Here is a 21,710-nt window from a genome sequence, read left to right as displayed (position 1 = left end):
AATCGTATGAATATGAATACTACTCCCATGTCTTTTATAATGGTTTTTGTATTATCTGTATTTTCTATTTCATGTGTGAAAAATATAGATATAGATCAAGTAAATGATTTTGTGGCTACTCCAGAAGTAAAGTTAGCACTTATTAATTTTTATGTAACACAAACGAATCTAGTTATAGAAGGTACTGATACAGAGATAAACGAGGTTGTAGATACTTCTAAATTTAATGCTTTTGATAATAGTGTAATGCAGAATAATTTAGAAAGAGCGGTGTTAGAGTTTAAAATACAAAACCAATTCGACAGAACTTTCGAAGTAGAGTTTCTCTTTTTAGATGAAAATGACCAAATAATGTATAGTGTTCCTACATTGGTTATAAATGGAGCTGAACTCGAACACAAGGAAGAAGTTATAGTAGCAAATACTCCAGCTTTTTTAGCAGCTAAGCAAATACAAACGAGATTGAGGTTGAAACCGACTGCCGATGGGTCTATTATTGATGTAAAAGATCCGAAAAAAATTAATTTTCAATCAGGAGTAACTCTTTATTTAAAAATAGAATAAAAGATGAAGCATATTCTGATAAGAGTTTTTGTATTTATGATTGCAATATATAATTTGAGCAGTCAAAATAAACAGGTATTGTATGGTTTTGATCAAATACCACAAGCATTATTGTTAAACCCAGGAGCGGAGGTAAATTATAAATACCATGTAGGAATACCTCTTTTATCAGGTTTTTCCACTAACTTAGGAAGTACTGGGTTCACGGTAGCCGACCTATTTCGTGATGATAATGTTAGCTTCACTAATAAAGTGAATAGAGTGCTAAGTAAGCTTGCAGTAAACGATCATATAGCAATTAATAGTCAAGTAGAGGTACTTAACGGAGGGGTTAAGCTAGATAAAAAAACATATTTGAACTTTGGTTTTTACACAGAGGTGGCTGTTTTTAGTCAAGTACCGAAAGATATATTACAATTGTTAAATGAAGGAAATGGGGCACATCTTAATAGAGCTTTTTCAATAGGGCAAGTAATGCTAAAAGCAAATGTGCAAGGAGTTTTACATGTGGGAGCCGCTAGAAAGTTGAATGAGCAACTGACGGTAGGAGGTAGGCTAAAGATTTATTCTGGAGCAATAAATGTTCAAACCCAAGGAAATACAGGAACATTTAGAACAGTTTTAGGGAGGAATAGTAGCTACACGCATCATTTAAATAATATAAATGCGAGTATTCATAGTTCGGGTATTGTAAATGAAGATGCTAAAATAGCACTAGAAATGGGGGATGTTCTTAATAAAACCTTTTTAGGAGGTAATTTAGGATTGGGTGTCGATTTAGGAGTAACTTATCACGTATCTCCTCAAGTGGAGCTTACAGCAAGTTTATTAGATTTAGGGTTCATTAACTATTCAAAAAATATTAAAAATGGAGAAGTTAAAGGAGATTATACATTTTCGGGAATTGAATTTCAATATGACCCAAACAATCCTACTGACTATTGGAAAGCATTGGAGGATGACTTTAAAGAAAAAGTACCTAGCGAAGAAAATACAAATTCATATGTAGTAGCTCAACCTGTAAAGTTCAATGGAGCTATAAAATACAAATGGGGAAAAAATAGAAGGGAGGAGAATTGTAGTGATATGGCCTATGAAAATTATTTTAATAATGCAATAGGAGGTCAATTACATGCTACTTTTAGACCTTTAGGTCCCCAGTTAGCACTGACGGGGTTTTATGAAAGAGCTTTTGGAGATTCTTTTAAAACAAAAGTAACATATACTTTTGATGAGTACTCATTTTCTAATCTAGGATTCGGAATATCTATGAATTTAGGGGCAGCAAATGTTTATGGAATGGTGGACAATATCATTGAATTTACCGATATTGCAGACTCAAATTATACTTCTTTTCAATTTGGAATAAATTTAATAATGAATTAATATGAAAAAAATAATTGCATTTTGCTTTTTTGTGAATACAGCTTTGATAGCACAAAACCGTGTGAATAACTATAAATATATCATTATACCAAATCATTTTGGGTTTTTAAAGAAAGCAAATCAGTATCAAACAAGTTCGTTAACAAAATTTTTATTTAACAAGTATGGTTTTACAGCTTTTTTAGATAATGAGAAGTTACCAGAGGATGTTGCTAGAAATAGATGTCTAGCATTGACCGTAAATATGAAGAAAAAGTCTAGTTTGTTTTATACTAAAAATACTATTGAGTTAAAAGACTGCTATAATAAGGTAGTATTTACCTCTAGAGAAGGAAAAAGTAAGCTCAAAGAATACAAAAAAGCATACCATGAGGCAATAAGGAAGGCTTTTAAATCTATTCAACAGTTAAATTATTCTTATAAGGAAGAAAAAAGCATATCGAAAGGAATTCCTACAATTGAAGAAAAGGGCCTAGCAGAGAAAAATATTGAAAAAGAGAGCATAGCAACTATAAGTACTGCTAAGGAAGTGCTGTATGCGCAAGCAAAAGGCAATGGCTTTCAGTTGATAAATACCAAGCCAGAAGTAGTTTTTCAGATATTAAAAACAGGAAAACCGAATCTATATCTTTTAAAGGGAAAGAAGGGAGTTTTATATAGAGAAAATGGAAACTGGTTGGTTGAATATTATGAAAATAATCGCTTAATACGATTGACTACTTATCAAATTAAATTTTAATAGTTGTATTTTTCCTTCCAACGTTGTTTTAATATTTCCCTAAAGCTATTTTCTCTAGGATTATTACCTGGTTCGTATAGTTTGGTATTGGTTATTTCATCGGGTAAAAATTCTTGATGAACAAAGTTTCCTTGATAATTATGAGAATAGAGGTAATCTTTGCCGTAATCCAAATCCTTCATTAACTTAGTAGGTGCGTTGCGTAAATGTAGAGGAATAGATAAGTCTCCTGTAGTACGGACTAGGTTTTGTGCTTCTCCAATAGCCATATAAGAAGCATTGCTTTTTGCTGAGTTTGCTAAGTAGATGGCGCATTGACTCAATATAATTCTTGATTCAGGATAACCGATTGCGGAAACGGCTTGAAAGGTATTATTAGCAAGTATCAAGGCAGTAGGATTGGCATTGCCAATATCTTCTGAAGCCGCTATTAGCATTCTTCTTGCTATGAATTTTACGTCTTCACCTCCCTCAATCATACGAGCTAACCAGTAAACAGCTCCATTGGGATCACTACCTCGAATAGATTTGATAAAGGCGGAGACGATATCGTAGTGTTGCTCGCCAGTTTTATCATAACGAATGGTGTTTTTTTGAATTTTTTGTAGCACCATTTCGTTGGTGATTTCGATGTGTTCTTCGGAAGAAACAAGTAGTTCAAATATGTTTAATAGTTTCCGAGCGTCACCGCCTGAAACTTGTAATAACGCATCTGTTTCTTTTAAAATAATATTCTTTTTCGCTAAAAACTTATCTTTAGTCATAGCTCTATGAAGTAAAGCTATGAGGTCTTCTTTGTCAAAAGAATTTAAAATATAAACTTGACAGCGAGAGAGTAATGCAGGAATGACCTCGAAACTAGGGTTTTCGGTAGTAGCTCCAACTAAGGTAACCCAACCTTTTTCAACAGCTCCGAGCAAGGAGTCCTGTTGAGATTTGCTAAAGCGATGAATTTCATCAATAAAAAGAATTGGGTTTTTTTGTGTGAATAGCCCTCCGCTTTTTTTAGCCTTTTCGATGACTTCTCTGACATCTTTTACTCCAGAGTTAATAGCGCTTAAAGTGTAAAAAGGACGTTCAGAAACAGTTGCGATAATGTTAGCTAGTGTTGTTTTACCGATTCCCGGAGGCCCCCATAAGATTAAAGAAGGAATGATTCCTTGTTTGATATGATTTGTTAACATACCATTTTTACCAACTAAATGTTGCTGACTGATATAATCTTCTAAATGTTGCGGTCTTATACGTTCTGCCAAAGGTTCATTCATCCCGTAAAAATAATAAAGATTTCTGACAGATATACAGTATTTTTACTTTGGAAAAATTTTTGTTTAGTTAAAAATGATGGAAAAAAGAACGCAATTTCAATATTCAGATTTAGTGGTAAGAGTACCATTACTCTATGTATTTATAATTTGGTTAGTATATTGGGTAGAAATAAGGTTTGGATTCAACTTTAATAAGTTAGGAATATACCCGAGAACGATAGCAGGTTTTAAGGGGGTTTTTTTTACACACTTTATTCATAGTGATACCAAACATCTTTTTAATAATTCGATACCTTTATTAGTACTCGTAGGAAGTCTTTTTTATTTTTATAAAAAAGTTGCATTTAAAGTGCTACTATATGGAGGTTTTTTAACAGGATTTCTAACTTGGTGTATTGCTAGAGATTCTTACCATATAGGTGCTAGTGGAATTGTTTATTTACTGTTTAGCTTTATCTTTTTTAGTGGAATTATAAAAAAACACTATCGTTTGATAGCCTTATCTCTAATGGTTATCTTTTTATATGGGAGCATGATTTGGTATATTTTTCCAGTTAAGGAGGAAGTGTCATGGGAAGGCCATTTATCAGGATTTCTTATAGGCTTTCTATTTGCTTTTTTATATAGAAAGAAAGGAGTTGTGAGAGTACCTTTTCAGTTCTCAAAAACAGCGTTTGATGACCATTTTGATGAAGCAGGAAATTATATTCCTCCACTAGAAAATCAAGAAGAGTTTGAAGATAGTATAGAAATAAAGAATGAGTTGGGTTAACTCATTCTTTGTCTAACAGTTTCGTATAAAAAAGCACCGCAAGCAACAGACACATTTAATGAACTTATTTCACCTAGTAAGGGTAATTTAGCTTTATAATCTACCATTTTTAATATAGATGGGTTGACTCCTCTATGTTCAGATCCCATTACAATTGCTATCGGTTGCTTAAAATCAATGTCAAAAACAATGTCCTCTGTTTTTTCAGTTGCGGCTACAGTTTTAATATTAGCAGCCTGTAGCATGAATAGTGCATCTTTAATGTGGTCCACTTTACAGATAGGTGTTTTAAAAGCAGCACCAGCAGAGGTTTTTATAGTTTCAGCATTCACAGGAGCACTACCATTTTTTTGGATGATGATGCCGTTTACACCAGTACATTCTGCTGTTCTGATAATGGCACCAAAATTTCGAACATCAGAAAGCTGATCTAATAAAAGAAATAAAGGGGTTTCTCCTTTTTCCAAAGTTTCTTCAATTAATATGTCCAGATTATAAAACTCGATAGGAGATATTTGTGCCACTGCTCCTTGGTGATTGTTATTTTTCGATAGCCTATCTAGTTTTTCAATAGGAACTAAACTCGTTGAAATTTTATGCTGTTTGATAAGTTTATCTAGCTCAAAAAAGAGATTTCCTCTTAACCCTTTTTGGAGATATACTTTGTTAATACTAGAACCACTTTGAATAGCCTCAATAATAGATCTAATACCAAAAATATTTGTTGTTTCATTATTCATTTTGCAAAGGTAGGGTAAATATAGAGCAAAAAAAAACCACCTCTTTGTAGAGGTGGTCTTTCTAAGCATTATTATGCTACTTTTAATATCCTGGGTTTTGAACTAAATTAGGATTTGCATTCATTGCATCTTGAGGGATTGGCAATTGAAATTTATGGTCTCCTGCTTTCAAAGTTTTGAACACAGGAGCTACGCCAGTACCATCTGCTAAATCTCCGAAAGTAGTGTGTCTATTAATAGCACCTCCCTTTCGCTTGATGTCATAAAAACGATGTCCTTCGAAAGCCAATTCTAATCTTCTTTCTAGAGCAATAGCATCCTTTAGTGCTTGCCCCGTTTCCCCTCCAGAGACGAAGTTTGTATATCGTTTAGATCTTACAGCATCTAAGGCTATTAGGGCAGCTGCATCTTGACCAGGTAGTTCTGATAAAGCCTCAGCTTTATTAAGCATGACTTCTGCCATTCTTATAACTTTTGCATTTACTATATTATTTGTTTGACCTGATTTTCCAAAATATTTGGCAATGTGGTTATAGTTTGTTCCAGCAAAAGGACTTGTAGAGATATAAGAATCTTTTCTTATATCATTAGATTTGTACTTTTGATAAAAATCATATGATATTACATACTCAGATCGAACACCACTTGTAGCGCTAGTTTGCGAATATTCCGTACCTATGGCAATTTGATCAATATTTCTAATTAAGAATTGAGAAATAACGCCTTCAAAACTTTCATCTTTCCATACTTTAGGAAAATTAGTGATAGAAGCTACATTACCAGCTACTTTATTAGCTGCATTTATAGCATTTTGCCATTCTCCCATATATAAGTAAACTCGCGATAAAATAGAAGCTACTGTATTTTTGTTAAATCGACCAGTTCCATTTGAAGTTGCTATTAAGTTATCTGAAGCAATTAAATCAGAAACAATATTAGCATACACCTCATTAACTGTATTTCTTACAGGTTTTAGAAGAGGGGCACTGCTAGTTACGTAAGGAACGCCTAGAGATTCACCTGCATTAGTGGACTGAGTAGGAATTTGAGCATAAGTTCGTACTAAATTAAAGTGTGCTAGAGCCCTAATAGCTAAAGCTTCCCCTTCTATATTATTTTTGAATGCTCCTTCTGCTAGATTATTTATATTCTCAATGACCCTATTGCATCTGTTAATTGCTTTATAGGCATCAGCGTATAGGTCAAAACCGCTGTAACTATTACTGTTGTATAACCAGTCGTATAGAGTTCTTTTTGATTGTCGGCCTTTTTGATTGATAATAAGATTATCACTCAATATATCAGGTACAGAATAGTAATCTCCCCCATAGTAATCTTTAGAAGCATCCCTGTCGTTACCGATCATACCTGAGTAAACCCCTTTGATGGCGTTTGAAAAACCATTAGGAGTTGAGAAAAGCGAAGATGGGGTTAGTGAATTATGAGGGGTGTTGGTTAATTGATCTTCACATGACGATAATGAAAGAACTCCAACAGTTATTCCTAGTGTTAATAAAATTTTGTTCATTTTTTCTTAGTTTAATTAAAATGTTACGTCTATACCTAATAAGAAAGATTTAACAGTAGGGTAGCTGTTTAAGTTTGCTGCACCAGGTATAAAACCTACGGAATTTCTACCCACAGATTCTTCAGAAGCAAATCCAACTTCAGGATCACCTTTGAAGTGAGGAGCATAGGTCCATATATTCTGACCTTGTAGATACATATTCACTCCGGAGAAGAAACTATTTTTTCCTAACCACTTTTTAGGTAGATCATATCCTAATTTTATACTTCTTAACCTTAGGTAAGATCCATCTTGTAAAAATCGGTCTGATCTTTCAGAAGTGTTTAAAGGGTCTTTTGGATTTGGTAAAACGTTAACATCTCCAGGTTTTCTCCAGAAGTTAAAAGCATCTAGTCTTTGATTATCTACAATTGAATTTCCATCAGTTAAGTGCTGAGATTCTTGGTTATTATAAATATAATTTCCATACTTAAAGTACATATTTGCAGACAAGCTAATTCCTTTATAAGAGAGTTTGGTATTTAGGCTACCATCAAAATCAGGAGAGGGTGTTTTATCTTTTAATACTACCGCATCGTTAGGGTTGTATTTCTCTGTAATAACCCCATTCTTGTCATAATATAAAGCCCTACCGTTTTTAGGATTAACGCCTGCATAACGAACTAAGAAGTGGGTGTTCATTCGTTCACCTTCTCTTAATATGATATTAGGGTAGCTACTAGGGTGCTTATCTAAACCGCCAGGTAGTTCATCAACGATTGTTCTAACAAAAGCGATGTTGGCTCCTAAATTCCAAGTAAAATTTTCATTTTTAATAAGATCTCCGTTTAATTCAGCTTCAAGTCCTGTAGAGGAAATTTTACCTAAGTTTACAAATCTGCTAGGATTTCCAGCAGCTCCTGTTGATTGCGCTAAATTTTCTTGGAAGATTAAATCTTTCGTTTTTGTATTGAAATAGTTTATTACTCCGTTTACTCTTCTGTTGAATAAAGTGAAATCAAGACCTAAATCGAATGAAGCTTTAGATTCCCATTGTAAATCTTTATTAGGAACGTTATTAGGGTATGCAGCAGATTCTCCATTGTAACTTGTAAGACTATACGTGTCTAAAGAGCTATATCTTCCAGGGACTCTATCATTTCCAGAAGTACCATATGAAACACGTAGTTTTAAATCGTTTATAAAGTTAGCCTTTAAAAAAACTTCTTTATGAATATTCCAAGCAGCACTTGCAGACCAGAAAACACCGTATTTTTTATTATCACCAAAACGAGAAGATCCATCTCTCCTCAAAGATGCTGATAATACATATTTTTCGTTATAATTATAATCTAATAAGGCAGCGGTTGAGAATAAGGTTTCTTCACTTCTAAAAGAGCTTGCATTTGTTGGCTCAGCAGAATTGTCTTGAGTATTTAAGTCAGGAGAAGGAAAACCTTTACTAGAAAGCCTGTATCTTCTAAAATTGTTATTATAAAATTCGGTGAAAAGCGTTATTCCGTAATTATGAACTTCATCAAAACTATCATTATATGAAATTTTATTTAAAAAGTTATAAGTAAAACTGCTGTTACCCCTATCTGTTTTTATACCTGGAGCTTTCTTGTCACCGATATAGCCATCCAGTACTGAACCTGGTTGAATGTAAGATTCAGATCTCAGAGTATTATAAGTTAAACTTATTTGAGGTGTATAAATTAATTTGTTTTCTAGAAATTTAAAATCTAAAGCTGCAGAACCTATAAATCTTAAGTATTCTTCTGAAGAAGGATTATTTCTAATGGCCTCAGATATAGAAAATCCGCTATGAGTTAAATTATAAGTAGGTTGACCATTGGAATCAAGTATAATGTTTCCGTTAGAATCTAAATTATATAAAGGTTCATAAGAATTGTATGTGTACATTGCAGCAAAAGGATTCTGAACGTTATTGGTATCTCTTGGTTCTGTAGAAAAAGTATGTGAAACACCACTAGTAATTCTGAAGTCTAACCAGTCATTTAATTCACTAGATAAGTTAATTCTACCAGTTGTTCTCTCGAATCCATTTAAACCATCAATGATACCAGTATCGGATTCAGATTTAAAAGAAACAAAATAACTAGATTTTTCAGAACCTCCGCTGATGGATATACCGTTTGACTTAATAAAACCAGTTTTTAGTAGGTCATTTTGCCAATCGTGGTTATAACTTACAAGTCTATTCCACTCATTTTCTGAAAGATTAGAGCCTGTTCCCTTACCAATTTCGCGTTCGTATTGAAGCTTTTGTTCAGCATTCATCATAGTAAAGTTATCTTTAACTTTCTCACTAAATCCAATTTGAGAGCTGAATTTTATTTTAGCTTTAGCACCTTGCTTTCCTTGTTTAGTAGTCATAACAACTACACCATTAGATCCCCTAGCACCGTAAGCGGCGGTAGATGAAGCATCTTTCAATACAGATATTGATTCAACATCAGAACTATTAATTAGATTTAGATCACTTTCAGAAACAGGAATTCCATCTACAATATACAAGGGCTCTTGCCCAGCATTTGCTGAACCGATACCTCTAATTCTTACGAAGGCACCTTCCCCAGGCTTTCCATTTGCTGCGGTTACAACAACTCCAGCAGCCTTTCCTTGCAGAGCATTCGTAATATTCGTAGTTGATGAGACTGCAGAAATTTCTTGAGCTGTAACTGTAGAAACCCCAGAGGTAAGAATGTCTTTACTTTTACTGTTGTACCCCAGAATAACTACTTCTTCTAATACATTGTCATTTTCCATAACAACGTTTATTTGATTAGATGATTTAACAGTTCTTTGAGTAGTTTTCATTCCTACGAAATTAAAAACAAGAACATCTCCTGACTTGGCATTTATAGTATAATTACCATCAAAGTCAGTTTCTACACCAATTGTAGTTCCTTTTTTTATTATAGTTACTCCTGGCAATGGGCCTGATTCATCAGAAACAACACCTGAAATAATTTTGTCTTGCGCAAATGATATTTGCACAATTAACGCTAGGAAGAGCGTTAAAATTCCATTAAACTTTGTCTTCATTATTTAATTATTTGAATTAATCGGCCGCTAAAGTCTTAAAATAATATTAATTTAACAATCATTTTAACAGAATAAATAGCTCAAAAAAATGAAGAAGATTTGCCTAGTGAAGGGGAAAAAAGGTATTTAAAATTAAGGAGTTTGAGTATGGGGAGGGCAATTGTTTGTTTATGAGGTTTTTATTTAAAAAAAACAGGGGTGTTTCAAATAAATAAGTTACTTAAAAGATTAGGTGAAAATTGAAATAAAGTAAAAGCGGCTATTGAATGTGGTGTTATTCAATAACCGCTACTTATTTTAATATAAGAAATACTTATCCTTTTATAAAGGCGTTACTGTGTATTTATAACCATCTTTTACTTCAACTTCTGCAACGAAAACAGTTCCTGAAGCATTGTTTGTGTTAAGGCCAGAATAAACAAAAGTAGTACTATCAATAAAAAAGTCTTGGTTGTAAGTAAGGGTTACAGGTAAGGGTTGATTCGTACCTAAACCAGCTAAAAGGTTTCTATATATATTTAGTGCAACTTTATATTTACCATCAGCAAGACCTGATAAAGCGCCTGTTTCTGTACAACTTGTAGTTTCTGAAATAGGACCGACAAGATTATTGTTTTCATCAAATAAAAGCACATCAATATCTATATCACAAAAATTGATAGTAACAGAAGCAGGAAGCGTAGCTGGTGTATAAGTATAGCTACCAGCCCATGTTGCGTTAAAGACTAACTGATCGTTGATGTAATCATCAGTAATATTAATCGGTAATTTAAAATTGCTTATAGTAAAATTTCCTTTTGAAACAGCCCCGACAACAAGGTTTTCGTCTTTTTCTATATCTCCTGTTTTATGTATTTTAATAGAGCTTTTGGCAGATGTTAACCCAGCAGGTATTTTAATTTGCCCTAACGTATAGTCAGATGAGTTAGCAGTACCAGATAATTTTACTAAATCAATTATAGCATCAATTGCTTGAGGTTTTGCTATAGAAGCATTTACTTCAATAACAAAATCGTCGCCACTAATACCTTTTTCGCTAATAGTATATGTAGGAGTAGAAGTAGTTAAAGTAACAGTAGAACCTTCCCATTTATAATTAGAAGAATTTAATCCACTTTGCTCATCATTACAAGAGCTTAAAGTCAAGCCTGCGACTATAGCTAGGCTAATATATTTTAAAGTTTTTTTCATAATAAAAAGAATATTATTTTAGTCTTATTGTCTAGTGTATGTTGATGTCCAAGTCGGATTAGATCCAAAGAATGATTGAGAATGTTCCATTGTAAGAACTCCATTGGTTTCATCCCAATTACCACCTTTAATATCTCCGATGTCATAAGTCCCTGCACTAGAGCCGAATCTAAGGTCGCTAGTAGGTTGTATTTTTCCACAAACAACAGTAATATTAGCCCAGTTTACTAGAGTAGCATTAGTAGTACATAAGTGTAAAAAGCCACCATCTCCACTTTCAATACGCCATGTACCATCTCCATTATTTGAGATGGTAGTAGTAAAAGAAGGCATACAAGCATCATTAGTTACTAAATAAGTTCCTGATAAATCAGCAAAACAATTGATAGTTGCACTAATGTTATTTTTACTAGTAGTTTGATAAAAGATATCTCCATTACTTAGATGTACTTTTACTTTAAAGTCTATTTTATCTCCGATACGTAGTTTTTTCTTATCAATGTCTAGACCACTTAAGAATTCATCTACAGTATTGTATTCCAAAGAGAAAGGTAAAGAAGTAGATTCTTTGACAGAAACTTCAGCTCCATCTTTGAATGACTTTACTAACTCATATTTGGTAACACCTGATGGTATATGACCAGGTTCAGCAGTTACTTTTAAAAGTAGCTCAGCATTTTCATCCGTTAAAGTAACTTCCGAATTAGCTAAATCATTAGGGTTTAAAGCGATACCTAATAATTTGGCGCTAGAACCAGACAAAGTTGTAACAACTCCTCCGCTTTTAATTCCTTGATCAGCTATTGTAGTTTCACCCGTATCGTCACATGAAGTAAAAATCAAGCTTAATGAAGCAAAAAGGGTGAGTATAAAATTTATATTTTTCATTGTAATAATATTTTAGTTAAATTATTATTTATTCCACCAAACTTTGGTAGTTAATAAATCAGCACCTTGGCTAGCTACAGCATCGTTATAATTAGCAGCATTACGAGATTGCTCTTCTCCTGGGTATGTGTATCTTACAGGTATAGAGGTAATTTCTATTGGGTTAACAGCTCCGCTTAAAACAGGGAAACCTGTTCTTCTCCATTCAATCCACGATTCGAAACCTTGGCCAAACAAGGCTACCCATTTTTGCTCTCCAATTTGTTTTAAAGCAGTATTAGCATTTAGTGAGTTTGCTGCTATAAATGCAGTAGCTCCTAAAGCGCCTACTTCGTTGAAAGAAGCAGTAATACCGTTTGCATAAAACTCAGCTGCTGATCCAGAAATTAAGCCTCTTTGAGCAGCTTCAGCCTTTAAGAACTCAACTTCAGCATAACGTAAGAAATACGCAGGAGTTTCTGGTTTTAGAAAATCAGTACCTATTTGAGAAGTATTGTTATAGTTGTATTGAGAATTAGGAAGGTCTGAAACTCCGATACCTGCTCCAACAATTCCATTACCATCTGGAGTAGGTTGTGCGTACTTAGCTAACCTAGGATCATTAGAGTTACTCATTAGATCAACTAAAGTTGTAGCGATTCTGTACTCAATACGATTTCCTTCTTTTATGGTTTCAAAGAAAGGATTAGCACTAGGGCTTGCTTCAAAATAATGCATATAAGCAGAATCTTCATTTGAAGTCATTAAATTAGGAAGCAATGCAGTCAATTGAGCATCGATATTTTGTAAAGCAGAATTTGTAACATTTGTTGCATTTGAAATACGCATCAAAGCTCTAAATTTAAGAGAAGCTGCAAATTTTAACCATTTAGTAGCATCTCCTGAAAAGATTCTATCTGTACTAGGTGTAATAGAACCATCACCAGAGCTTAATTTTGAGATAGCATCATCATATAAGGCAATTAAACCTGCATAGATATCTTCTTGGCGATCATATTTTGGTGTAAAGTTTCCTGTAGCTCCCAAGTTAGCTTCGCTAAAAGGAACATCTCCAAATAAATCAGTTAATACTTGGTAAACCATCGCTTGCATGGTAATAGCTACTCCAGCTACTAGGTCATCTCCTTTTGCTAAAGCTAATTTTTCAGCGTCTTTAAACTCCTGTATGCGATCATATAAAGACCAAATATCATTTGAAGTTCCTGATCTAGGTGAGTACCTTGCTTCGTCATTATACTGTACTTTTGACCATTGTTCAGCCCAGCATGAGCCTTGGTCTCCTGCGACACCTGTACTATAGGTTATATTGGCTGTTCCAAAGAAAGCATTACCTAAAAGTAAATTAGGGTCAACTATACTGGCATTATTTGGATCTGTATTTAAATCTTCGAAGCCTTTATCACATGAAGTGAAGACTAGTAAGGAAGATATGAACAATAAAAATATTTTTTTCATGTTTTGTATTTTTTATTAAAATTTAAGACTCATGTTGAATCCGTAAGAGCTAACCGAAGGGATTTGACCAAATTCTAAACCTTGGTCACGATTGTTTGCACTAAACCCTGTTTCAGGATCAATATGAGGAGCATTTTTATGGAGGATAGCTAAATTTCTTCCTACTAAAGAAAACTTTAAATCGTTTATTCCAGTATTTTCAATCCAATCTTTAGGGATGCTATATGATAAAACTACTTCTCTTAGCTTTACATAAGAAGCATCGAATACAGATGATTCCTCCACATTATTACCAAAAGCTCCATGATTAAACGCTTTCGCTGTAACAACTAAATTATTAGGCGTATTTGTTCCTTCTAAGACACCAGGAACAACCAATCCAGTTTCTCTACCATTAATAGTTTCTTCTAATATACCAGAGTATCTACCCCAAGCATGAGTCATAGTATATACTTCTCCACCTATTTTGGCGTCAAATAAAGCAGATAATTTAATGCCTTTGTAGTCAGCAGATAATCTCACACCACCAGTCCAATCAGGCTGTACATCTCCTAAAATTTCATTTTTTTTGCTGATTAAAGGAAGTCCTGTGGCTGGATTAATCTCTATTTGCCCTTTTGCATTTCTCTTGAATTTTCTACCCTCTATGGTACCGTATGGTTGCCCTTCTCTAGCTCTAAGGTAAGATCCCCAATATCTGTTAAGTTGATGCGCTTCAAGATCTCCTTTTATATCTGTTACTAAATTTTCATTTTTAGCAAAGTTAATATCTACTCCTAATTTAAAATCCTCTGTTTTGATAGCAGTAGTACCTAATTGAAGTTCGATCCCTTTATTAGTCATAGTAGCTAAGTTATTCCAAGCACTATTAAAACCGGAACCTCTAGAAATAGATCCAGGAAGTAATAAATCTTCACTTTTTGTAGCGTAATAAGTTACATCTAAAGATACTCGATTATTGAATAACCTTGTTTCAAAACCTAATTCCAAACTTGTAGTTGATTCTGGGTTCAAATTAGAGTTCCACAGTTGAGTATTAATGTCTGCAACAGTGATAGAACCTAAAGTAGTTATTTCATATACAGGTCTAAGGTTATAAGGAGTTAAAGCACCTGTACTACCAACTTTCGCCCAACCACCTCTAACTTTTAGGTAGTTTATTGTTTGTCCTAAGTCAGCCATATCAGAAATAACACCACTTAGGTTGAAAGAAGGATAAAAGAAAGAGTTATTAGCGGTAGGTAAAACACTTGACCAGTCATTTCTTCCAGTAACTTCTAAGAATAAATAGTCTTTATAATTAAAGTTAGCAAAACCGTAAATACTGTTAATTTTTTGAGCATTAATATCATCATCGGTCTCTAAGGTACTACCCCCAGCTAAGTTGTCTAAAGACCATAATTTATCTACTTGTAAAGCAGGAGCTACACCTTTAAATAGATTAGATTTCCTATACATTCTATTCCCTCCAGCGTTTAAACTTATTTTAAAGTCATCGCTTAAATCTTTGTTATATGAAGCTAATATTTCTGTATTAAGTTCTCTATAATTTCTTAATATTTCTGTATATGATCCATTTGGCGACTCGTTTGTCCCTTTAGCTCTTCTTCTTTCTTCTCTTTGGCTAAATTGATCCATACTAACTTTAGTGCTAATGCTAAAATCGTCGCTTATTTTATAAGCCAAGTTAGCTGCTCCTATTAACCTATCTCTATTATAGGTGTTGGTGTTGTTGTCTAATGCCCAAAATGGATTGTTTTGATATTGAGTATTCCAGTTTAAAGGAGTTCCTGCAGCACCTGTATTTGCACCTGCTAAAGGCAAGTTTTGATAATTTCTTAAGGCATTGATATCAACGTTTCTACCTGACCATACCAATTGTTGTACTTGGTTGTTTGCGCTATAACCTCCTGAAGATACGTTGTTACTATATGAATTTGTATAATTAGCATTGAATCCAATAGTAAGTTTATTATTAGCAGTCCAGTTAACATTACCTCCTAAATTTCTTTTAAAGAAATCAGTATTAGGAACAATTCCTTCTTGGTCAAACGTACCTGCAGAAAATCTATAAGTAACATCTTCTTGAGATCCTGCGAAAGAAACGTTATGAGTTATTACAGAACCTGTATTAAAGAAATCTTTCACGTTATCAGGTCTAGAAACCCAAGGCATTGGTTCTCCATTTCTTCCGTCAATAAAAGAAGTGAATTGAACAAATTCCAAACCAACATCTAAAGGAGCTCCCCAGCTTTCATCAACACCATCTCCAACACCATTTTGACCATCAACGAATTGGAAATAAGTAGGGTTTGATCCTTGACCATAAGAGTTTTGATAATTAGGAAGTACTAAAGGGTTTTGAAACATTACAGAAGAGGTATAGTTGATCCCTAATCCGTGTCCTTTTTTACCTTTTTTAGTAGTAATAACAATAGCTCCATTTCCAGCTCTAATACCGTAAAGTGCAGCGGCATTTGGACCTTTTAATACAGAAATTGATTCTATGTCATCAGGATTGATATCTGAGATACCACTAGGTAAATCAACACCTCCATTACCACCAGCATTACCGAAATTTTGGTTATTTACAGGAATTCCGTCAATAACGTAAAGAGGTTGGTTGTTACCTGTAATAGAAGTAGGTCCTCTTAAAACAACACGAGTAGATGCTCCTACGCTACCAGAACTATTAGTGATTTGTATACCAGAAACTTTACCACCTAAAGAGTTTGCTAGGTTAGATTCAACAGCAGTAGATAGTTCATCTCCAGCTAAGTTTTGTTGAGCATACCCTATAGATTTCTCTACTCTTTCTACACCAAGAGCCCCTTTTACAACAACTTCTTCTAGTACATTAGCATCTTCTTCTAAAGTAACATTGATTGTATTTGAGTTTCCAACAGTTTTATTGACAGTTTTCATTCCAATAAAACGGAAAATTAAAACGTCGCCAGATGTAGTTTTGATAGAATATTTTCCGTCAAAATCTGTTTCAGTACCCTTAGAGGTACCTTTAATAAGAACGTTTACTCCTGGTAAAGGACCTGAATTGTCAGAAACAGTACCTGAAATAGTCTTTTCTTGTGCAAAGGAAATTTGCACGACCAACGCTAGAAATAGCGTTAAGATTCCATTAAACTTTGTCTTCATTATGTAATTATTTGAATTAATTAGCCGCTAAAGTCTTAAAATAATCTTAAAATACCAATTTTTTAACATAAAAAAATGTGAAAAAATTAAGGAAATATCAATGTATTTTGTAAAAAGGTAACGTGGTTAGAAAAAATTAGAGAAATTGATGAAAATTGCTGAATTTTTTAACTTAAATACAGATAAAGATTCGTTTGATAAGGTGTAGCCAATATTAAGGTTAGAGCTGTTTATCTTGAAAAGGTAGCCAAGTCCTAGAGTAAGTGCTTTTTGAGTGCTTAAATCTATGTTTTGTATAAATCCTATATCGCTGATAGAGTATAAAAATGAAGAAGCAGAGGTTAGATGTCTGTATTCAAGGTTGAAGTAGCTATACTTTGGAGAAAAGAAATGTTGTTCTTTGAATCCTCTTATGGAATTTAAGCCTCCGATTCTATAAACTTCGTTTTGTAGGTAATTTTTAGAATGCAAGTAACTAGTGTTGTTTTTTATGTAAATACCGCTCTTCAGGTTTAAAGGAAGGAATAAGCTGGTTTCTAAGTGTATTTTGAATTGCTTTTCTTTGTCAACCGTTTTTTTTCTAAAGCCATAAGCGAAGTTTCCTTCTAAGTGAAAAGTATGTTGAGATAGTGGTTTTTTTTGACCAGATTTGTGTGTAAATCCGAATCCTATAAAGGTGTTGTTAAATGTTGCTGTTGGTTCTGTTGTAGTTAAAAGAGAAGTTTTATTTGAATTTTCTGATTGATAGGTTAAAAAAAAGGTGTTCTTAGGGGTTAAAGAGTAGTTTAGTTTGGTTGAGAATTTGGTGTTTATGTAACTTGAATCTTGCCTGTATATATTGAAATCTGTATTCAGTTTTAAAGGGGTGTTGAATATATAAGGGAATTTGGTTGATATATTGAAATCTTGTTGTGCTTCTCCATTTGCCCTCCATAAAAGAGATAATTCTTCTCCAATATTAAAGGTGTTTTTTAGATTTAGGTTCAGGAGTCCGTTGAAAACGATTTTATTGCTATTTTCTTTTGAGGAAAAATTAATAATGCCATTAAAGTTACTTAGTTTGTTTCTTTTTAGGTATAAGAATAAAATGGTAGAATCGTTACTAAATAAAACTTCTGGTTTTTTTACTTCCTTTGAAAAGTCAATATATTTCATATGGGAAGAGATTTTTTGGAGCTTTTTTTTGTTAAAAATAGTGTTTCGGTTTATTTTTAAAAGGTGTTTAAGGTAGGTTTTAGGAAAATTTTTATATCCTTTGATGATGGTTTTGTCAATTTTTCTTTGCTTAGATAATTTTGTGTTAATTGTAGCAAAAAGTGTTTTTTCTTTTATACTGATGTCTTTTAAGCTTATTTCGGAGAAAGGAAAGCCTTTTGAGCTTGTTTTGCTAGAGATAGATTGAAGTAAGGAGTCTAATTTTTGAATAGGGATTTTTATAGTTTGCTCTTTTGAGTTATGGTTTGAATATGACAGTATAGCATTGTTTATTTTGTTGCCGAGAGATAGGTGGACAACGTATGTGTTGTCAGTTTTTTTTATAGAATCTATTTTGGGTGAAAAAAAGCCAAAATGTTTTAGTTTGTCTAGGTGTTTGTAGATGTTTTTATGAATGCTTTTTTGAGAGGAGTATTTTTTTTGTGGGAGTTTAAGTTTTTTTAGAAAAAGGTTTTCGGTGCTGTCTTTAGTGTAGAATTTCAGATTTAGTTTTTGAGAAAAAGAGGGGTTGGCTAAGGTTAATAGTAGGATTAGTGGGGGTATGTATTTAAGAGATAGCGTCAAAATAATATGGTGATTAAAAGGCTAAGATAAATTAAAAAGAAAAATAGATTACAATAAGAGGTAATTATTTAAAAATAACTAGCTGATATTTGAATAATTAGAATTTAATTGTACATTTGCAAACTCTTAAAAAAGAGAGTAGAATTATAATAAACGTAATTTATTAACAAATTAGTATGCCAACGATACAACAATTAGTACGTAAAGGAAGAACCAAAATAACTAAGAAGAGTAAATCGGCTGCTTTAGATTCATGTCCTCAAAGAAGAGGGGTATGTACTCGTGTTTATACAACAACACCTAAGAAACCAAACTCAGCAATGAGAAAGGTAGCAAGGGTAAGGTTGACAAACGGAAACGAGATCAATGCGTACATCCCAGGAGAAGGACACAATCTACAAGAGCACTCGATAGTATTAGTTAGAGGTGGAAGGGTAAAAGATTTGCCAGGTGTAAAGTATCACGTAGTACGTGGAGCTTTAGATACAGCGGGAGTTGAGGGAAGAACTCAACGCAGATCAAAGTATGGTGCAAAACGCCCAAAGAAGTAAAAATTAATTAACTTTTTTAATGTAAAGACATGAGGAAAAGAAAGGCGAAAAAAAGAGTCCTTTTACCAGATCCAAAATTTAATGATCAATTAGTTACACGTTTTGTGAATAACTTAATGTGGGATGGTAAAAAGTCTGTAGCTTTTAAAGTGTTTTACGATGCAATGGATATCGTAGAGCAAAAAAAGACTGATGAAGAAAAGTCAGCTTTAGAGATTTGGAAAGATGGTTTGTCAAATGTAATGCCACATGTGGAGGTTCGTTCTCGTCGTGTAGGTGGAGCTACATTCCAAATACCAATGCAAATTAGACCAGATCGTAAAGTATCTATGGCTATCAAATGGATGATATTATACACTCGTAAAAGAAACGAGAAAACAATGGCACAACGTTTAGCTGCTGAAGTATTGGCCGCTGCAAAAGAGGAAGGTGCTGCTGTTAAGAAGCGTATAGATACTCATAAGATGGCTGAAGCAAATAAAGCATTCTCACACTTTAGATAGACTCAAAATGGCTAGAGATTTAAAATTTACAAGAAATATAGGTATTGCTGCGCATATTGATGCGGGTAAGACAACAACAACAGAGCGTGTACTTTACTATACAGGTGTTTCTCATAAAATTGGAGAAGTACATGATGGTGCCGCTACGATGGACTGGATGGAGCAGGAGCAGGAAAGAGGTATTACAATTACTTCTGCTGCAACTACTTGTACATGGCAGTTTCCAACAGAAAATGGAGCTCCAACAGCTGATGCTAAAGGATACCATTTTAATATTATTGATACTCCAGGTCACGTTGATTTTACAGTAGAGGTAAATAGATCATTACGTGTGTTGGATGGATTAGTTTTCTTATTTTCAGCAGTTGATGGTGTTGAGCCTCAATCAGAAACAAACTGGAGATTAGCTGATAATTATAAGGTTCCAAGAATTGGGTTTGTGAATAAAATGGACCGTCAAGGGTCTGATTTTATGAATGTAAATACTCAGGTTAAGGAGATGTTAGGGTCTAATGCAGTGCCTATCGTTTTACCTATCGGAGAAGAAGCTGATTTTAAAGGGATTGTTGATTTAGTGAAAAACAGAGCTATTGTGTGGCATGATAAAACACAAGGAGCTACGTTTGATGTGATTGAAATTCCTGAAGAATTAAAAGAAGAGGCTAAAAAATACAGAGCTTTATTGATTGAAGAAGTAGCAAGTTATGATGAAAACTTGTTAGAAAAATTCATGGAAGATGAAGATTCTATTACAGAAGAAGAAGTACATGCTGCTTTAAGAGCTGCGGTTATGGATATGGCTATCATTCCTATGATTTGTGGTTCTGCATTTAAAAATAAAGGAGTACAGTTTTTATTAGATGCTGTATGTCGTTATTTACCATCTCCTCTCGATAAAGATGCTATTATAGGTACTGATCCTAATACAGGAGATGAAGTTTCTCGTAAACCAGATGCAAAAGAACCTTTCTCTGCATTAGCATTTAAGATTGCTACAGATCCTTTTGTAGGAAGGTTGGCGTTCTTTAGATCTTATTCAGGAAGATTGGATGCAGGTTCTTATGTGTTAAATAATCGTTCGGGTAAAAAAGAGCGTATTTCTCGTATTTATCAAATGCATGCAAATAAGCAAAATGCTATTGATTATATCGAAGCTGGAGATATTGGTGCAGCAGTAGGGTTTAAGAGTATAAAAACAGGAGATACTTTATCAGATGAAAAACACCCTATTGTGTTAGAGTCTATGGATTTTCCAGATCCTGTAATTGGTATTGCTGTTGAGCCTAAAACAAAAGCAGATGTAGATAAGTTAGGAATTGCTTTAGCTAAATTAGCAGAAGAAGATCCTACATTTACAGTAAGAACTGATGAGGCTTCAGGTCAAACAATTATATCAGGAATGGGTGAGTTACACCTAGATATTATTGTAGATCGTTTAAAGCGTGAGTTTAAGGTGGACGTAAGTCAAGGACAGCCGCAAGTAGAATATAAAGAAGCCATTACGGCAACAGCTGATCACAGAGAAGTTTATAAGAAACAATCTGGTGGACGTGGTAAATTTGCTGATATTGTATTTACAATGGAACCTGCTGATGAAGGAGTTCAAGGTTTACAATTTGAATCAACCATTAAAGGAGGGAACGTTCCTAAAGAATTTGTACCTTCTGTAGAAAAAGGATTCAAAGAAGCAATGAAGAATGGTCCTTTAGCAGGATATGAAATGGATTCTATGAAGATAACATTAAAAGATGGATCTTTCCACCCAGTGGATTCTGATCAATTGTCTTTTGAATTAGCTGCTAAGATGGGGTATAAAGCTGCTGCAAAAGCTGCAAAAGCTAAGATCATGGAACCATTGATGAAGTTAGAAGTGTTAACTCCTGAAGAAAACATGGGAGATATTGTAGGAGATTTGAATAGAAGAAGAGGGCAAGTTTCTGATATGTCAGATAGAGCAGGATCTAAAGTAGTAAAAGCATTAGTTCCATTATCTGAAATGTTTGGATATGTAACTTCTTTAAGAACGATGTCTTCTGGTAGAGCAACTTCTACTATGGAATTTTCTCACTATGCAGAAACACCGTCAAATATTTCTGAGGAAGTAATTGCAGCTGCAAAAGGATAATCTACTAAATAAAAAAC

16 protein-coding genes are annotated in these 21,710 nt (G+C 33.7%); 7 read left to right on the top strand and 9 right to left on the bottom strand.

The window, feature by feature from the left end; translation table 11 throughout:
• Window positions 1-12 precede the first annotated feature (12 nt).
• Genes MARIT_RS11440 through MARIT_RS11430 form a run of 3 tightly spaced genes read left to right on the top strand, consistent with a single transcriptional unit; the run spans window position 13 to window position 2,689 of the window.
• Window positions 13-564, top strand: a complete 552-nt coding sequence (locus MARIT_RS11440) for a hypothetical protein (protein WP_024740589.1) — start codon at window positions 13-15, stop codon at window positions 562-564.
• Between the two features lie 3 nt (window positions 565-567).
• Window positions 568-1,950: a DUF5723 family protein gene (locus MARIT_RS11435; protein ID WP_024740590.1), complete on the top strand. Its 1,383-nt coding sequence runs from the start codon at window positions 568-570 to the stop codon at window positions 1,948-1,950.
• Between the two features lies 1 nt (window position 1,951).
• Window positions 1,952-2,689, top strand: coding sequence for a hypothetical protein (locus tag MARIT_RS11430; protein ID WP_024740591.1), 738 nt, complete (start codon window positions 1,952-1,954; stop codon window positions 2,687-2,689).
• Here the strand turns inward: MARIT_RS11430 and MARIT_RS11425 are convergent.
• Window positions 2,686-3,957, bottom strand: a complete 1,272-nt coding sequence (locus MARIT_RS11425) for a replication-associated recombination protein A (RefSeq protein ID WP_100211562.1) — start codon at window positions 3,955-3,957, stop codon at window positions 2,686-2,688. The two genes, MARIT_RS11430 and MARIT_RS11425, sit on opposite strands and share 4 nt — an antisense overlap.
• Before the next feature lie 73 nt (window positions 3,958-4,030).
• Between MARIT_RS11425 and MARIT_RS11420 the strand changes: the two genes are divergently transcribed.
• Window positions 4,031-4,729, top strand: coding sequence for a rhomboid family intramembrane serine protease (locus MARIT_RS11420; RefSeq protein ID WP_317042263.1), 699 nt, complete (start codon window positions 4,031-4,033; stop codon window positions 4,727-4,729).
• Here the strand turns inward: MARIT_RS11420 and rlmB are convergent.
• The 8 genes from rlmB to MARIT_RS15530 all read right to left on the bottom strand — a co-directional run bounded on the left by rlmB (window position 4,726) and on the right by MARIT_RS15530 (window position 17,890).
• Window positions 4,726-5,469, bottom strand: a complete 744-nt coding sequence (gene rlmB / locus MARIT_RS11415; RefSeq protein ID WP_024740594.1) for a 23S rRNA (guanosine(2251)-2'-O)-methyltransferase RlmB — start codon at window positions 5,467-5,469, stop codon at window positions 4,726-4,728. The genes MARIT_RS11420 and rlmB overlap by 4 nt on opposite strands.
• 82 nt (window positions 5,470-5,551) lie before the next feature.
• Window positions 5,552-6,997, bottom strand: coding sequence for a RagB/SusD family nutrient uptake outer membrane protein (locus tag MARIT_RS11410; protein ID WP_100211560.1), 1,446 nt, complete (start codon window positions 6,995-6,997; stop codon window positions 5,552-5,554).
• Between the two features lie 15 nt (window positions 6,998-7,012).
• Entirely contained in the window at window positions 7,013-10,048 is a 3,036-nt protein-coding gene (locus MARIT_RS11405) for a SusC/RagA family TonB-linked outer membrane protein (protein WP_100211559.1), read from the bottom strand.
• Between the two features lie 321 nt (window positions 10,049-10,369).
• The gene (locus tag MARIT_RS11400) at window positions 10,370-11,239 is read right to left on the bottom strand and encodes a hypothetical protein (protein WP_100211558.1); all 870 of its coding nucleotides are present in this window, start codon (window positions 11,237-11,239) and stop codon (window positions 10,370-10,372) included.
• A 24-nt stretch (window positions 11,240-11,263) separates the two neighbouring features.
• The gene (locus tag MARIT_RS11395) at window positions 11,264-12,127 is read right to left on the bottom strand and encodes a hypothetical protein (protein ID WP_100211557.1); all 864 of its coding nucleotides are present in this window, start codon (window positions 12,125-12,127) and stop codon (window positions 11,264-11,266) included.
• A 24-nt stretch (window positions 12,128-12,151) separates the two neighbouring features.
• Window positions 12,152-13,582, bottom strand: a complete 1,431-nt coding sequence (locus MARIT_RS11390; RefSeq protein WP_100211556.1) for a SusD/RagB family nutrient-binding outer membrane lipoprotein — start codon at window positions 13,580-13,582, stop codon at window positions 12,152-12,154.
• A 15-nt stretch (window positions 13,583-13,597) separates the two neighbouring features.
• Window positions 13,598-16,735 carry a SusC/RagA family TonB-linked outer membrane protein gene (locus MARIT_RS11385; RefSeq protein WP_100211555.1) on the bottom strand — a complete coding sequence of 1,046 codons (3,138 nt, stop codon included), beginning with the start codon at window positions 16,733-16,735 and terminating at the stop codon, window positions 13,598-13,600.
• A gap of 126 nt (window positions 16,736-16,861) precedes the next feature.
• A complete protein-coding gene (locus MARIT_RS15530; protein ID WP_157926260.1) occupies window positions 16,862-17,890 on the bottom strand; it encodes a BamA/TamA family outer membrane protein in 1,029 nt (342 codons plus the stop codon).
• A gap of 800 nt (window positions 17,891-18,690) precedes the next feature.
• Here MARIT_RS15530 and rpsL point away from each other — a divergent pair.
• The 3 genes from rpsL to fusA are packed head-to-tail and all read left to right on the top strand — an operon-like array spanning window position 18,691 to window position 21,693.
• Window positions 18,691-19,065 carry a 30S ribosomal protein S12 gene (gene rpsL / locus MARIT_RS11375; protein ID WP_024740602.1) on the top strand — a complete coding sequence of 125 codons (375 nt, stop codon included), beginning with the start codon at window positions 18,691-18,693 and terminating at the stop codon, window positions 19,063-19,065.
• A 29-nt stretch (window positions 19,066-19,094) separates the two neighbouring features.
• Window positions 19,095-19,568, top strand: coding sequence for a 30S ribosomal protein S7 (gene rpsG, locus MARIT_RS11370; protein WP_024740603.1), 474 nt, complete (start codon window positions 19,095-19,097; stop codon window positions 19,566-19,568).
• Between the two features lie 7 nt (window positions 19,569-19,575).
• On the top strand, window positions 19,576-21,693 hold the full coding sequence (fusA, locus tag MARIT_RS11365; protein WP_100211553.1) for an elongation factor G: 2,118 nt from the start codon (window positions 19,576-19,578) through the stop codon (window positions 21,691-21,693).
• The last annotated feature ends 17 nt before the right edge of the window (window positions 21,694-21,710 follow it).

It is taken from the genome of Tenacibaculum maritimum NCIMB 2154 (assembly GCF_900119795.1).
Lineage (GTDB): Bacteria > Bacteroidota > Bacteroidia > Flavobacteriales > Flavobacteriaceae > Polaribacter > Polaribacter maritimus.
This window is presented reverse-complemented; position numbering and strand designations above follow the sequence as displayed.

Bases quoted from the DNA above. Each gene is read 5' to 3' on its own strand.
- MARIT_RS11440 (WP_024740589.1), top strand. From the start codon at position 13: ATGAATACTACTCCCATGTCTTTTATAATGGTTTTTGTATTATCTGTA.
- MARIT_RS11435 (WP_024740590.1), top strand. From the start codon at position 568: ATGAAGCATATTCTGATAAGAGTTTTTGTATTTATGATTGCAATATAT.
- MARIT_RS11430 (WP_024740591.1), top strand. From the start codon at position 1,952: ATGAAAAAAATAATTGCATTTTGCTTTTTTGTGAATACAGCTTTGATA.
- MARIT_RS11425 (WP_100211562.1), bottom strand. From the start codon at position 3,957: ATGAATGAACCTTTGGCAGAACGTATAAGACCGCAACATTTAGAAGAT.
- MARIT_RS11420 (WP_317042263.1), top strand. From the start codon at position 4,031: ATGATGGAAAAAAGAACGCAATTTCAATATTCAGATTTAGTGGTAAGA.
- rlmB (WP_024740594.1), bottom strand. From the start codon at position 5,469: ATGAATAATGAAACAACAAATATTTTTGGTATTAGATCTATTATTGAG.
- MARIT_RS11410 (WP_100211560.1), bottom strand. From the start codon at position 6,997: ATGAACAAAATTTTATTAACACTAGGAATAACTGTTGGAGTTCTTTCA.
- MARIT_RS11405 (WP_100211559.1), bottom strand. From the start codon at position 10,048: ATGAAGACAAAGTTTAATGGAATTTTAACGCTCTTCCTAGCGTTAATT.
- MARIT_RS11400 (WP_100211558.1), bottom strand. From the start codon at position 11,239: ATGAAAAAAACTTTAAAATATATTAGCCTAGCTATAGTCGCAGGCTTG.
- MARIT_RS11395 (WP_100211557.1), bottom strand. From the start codon at position 12,127: ATGAAAAATATAAATTTTATACTCACCCTTTTTGCTTCATTAAGCTTG.
- MARIT_RS11390 (WP_100211556.1), bottom strand. From the start codon at position 13,582: ATGAAAAAAATATTTTTATTGTTCATATCTTCCTTACTAGTCTTCACT.
- MARIT_RS11385 (WP_100211555.1), bottom strand. From the start codon at position 16,735: ATGAAGACAAAGTTTAATGGAATCTTAACGCTATTTCTAGCGTTGGTC.
- MARIT_RS15530 (WP_157926260.1), bottom strand. From the start codon at position 17,890: ATGAAATATATTGACTTTTCAAAGGAAGTAAAAAAACCAGAAGTTTTA.
- rpsL (WP_024740602.1), top strand. From the start codon at position 18,691: ATGCCAACGATACAACAATTAGTACGTAAAGGAAGAACCAAAATAACT.
- rpsG (WP_024740603.1), top strand. From the start codon at position 19,095: ATGAGGAAAAGAAAGGCGAAAAAAAGAGTCCTTTTACCAGATCCAAAA.
- fusA (WP_100211553.1), top strand. From the start codon at position 19,576: ATGGCTAGAGATTTAAAATTTACAAGAAATATAGGTATTGCTGCGCAT.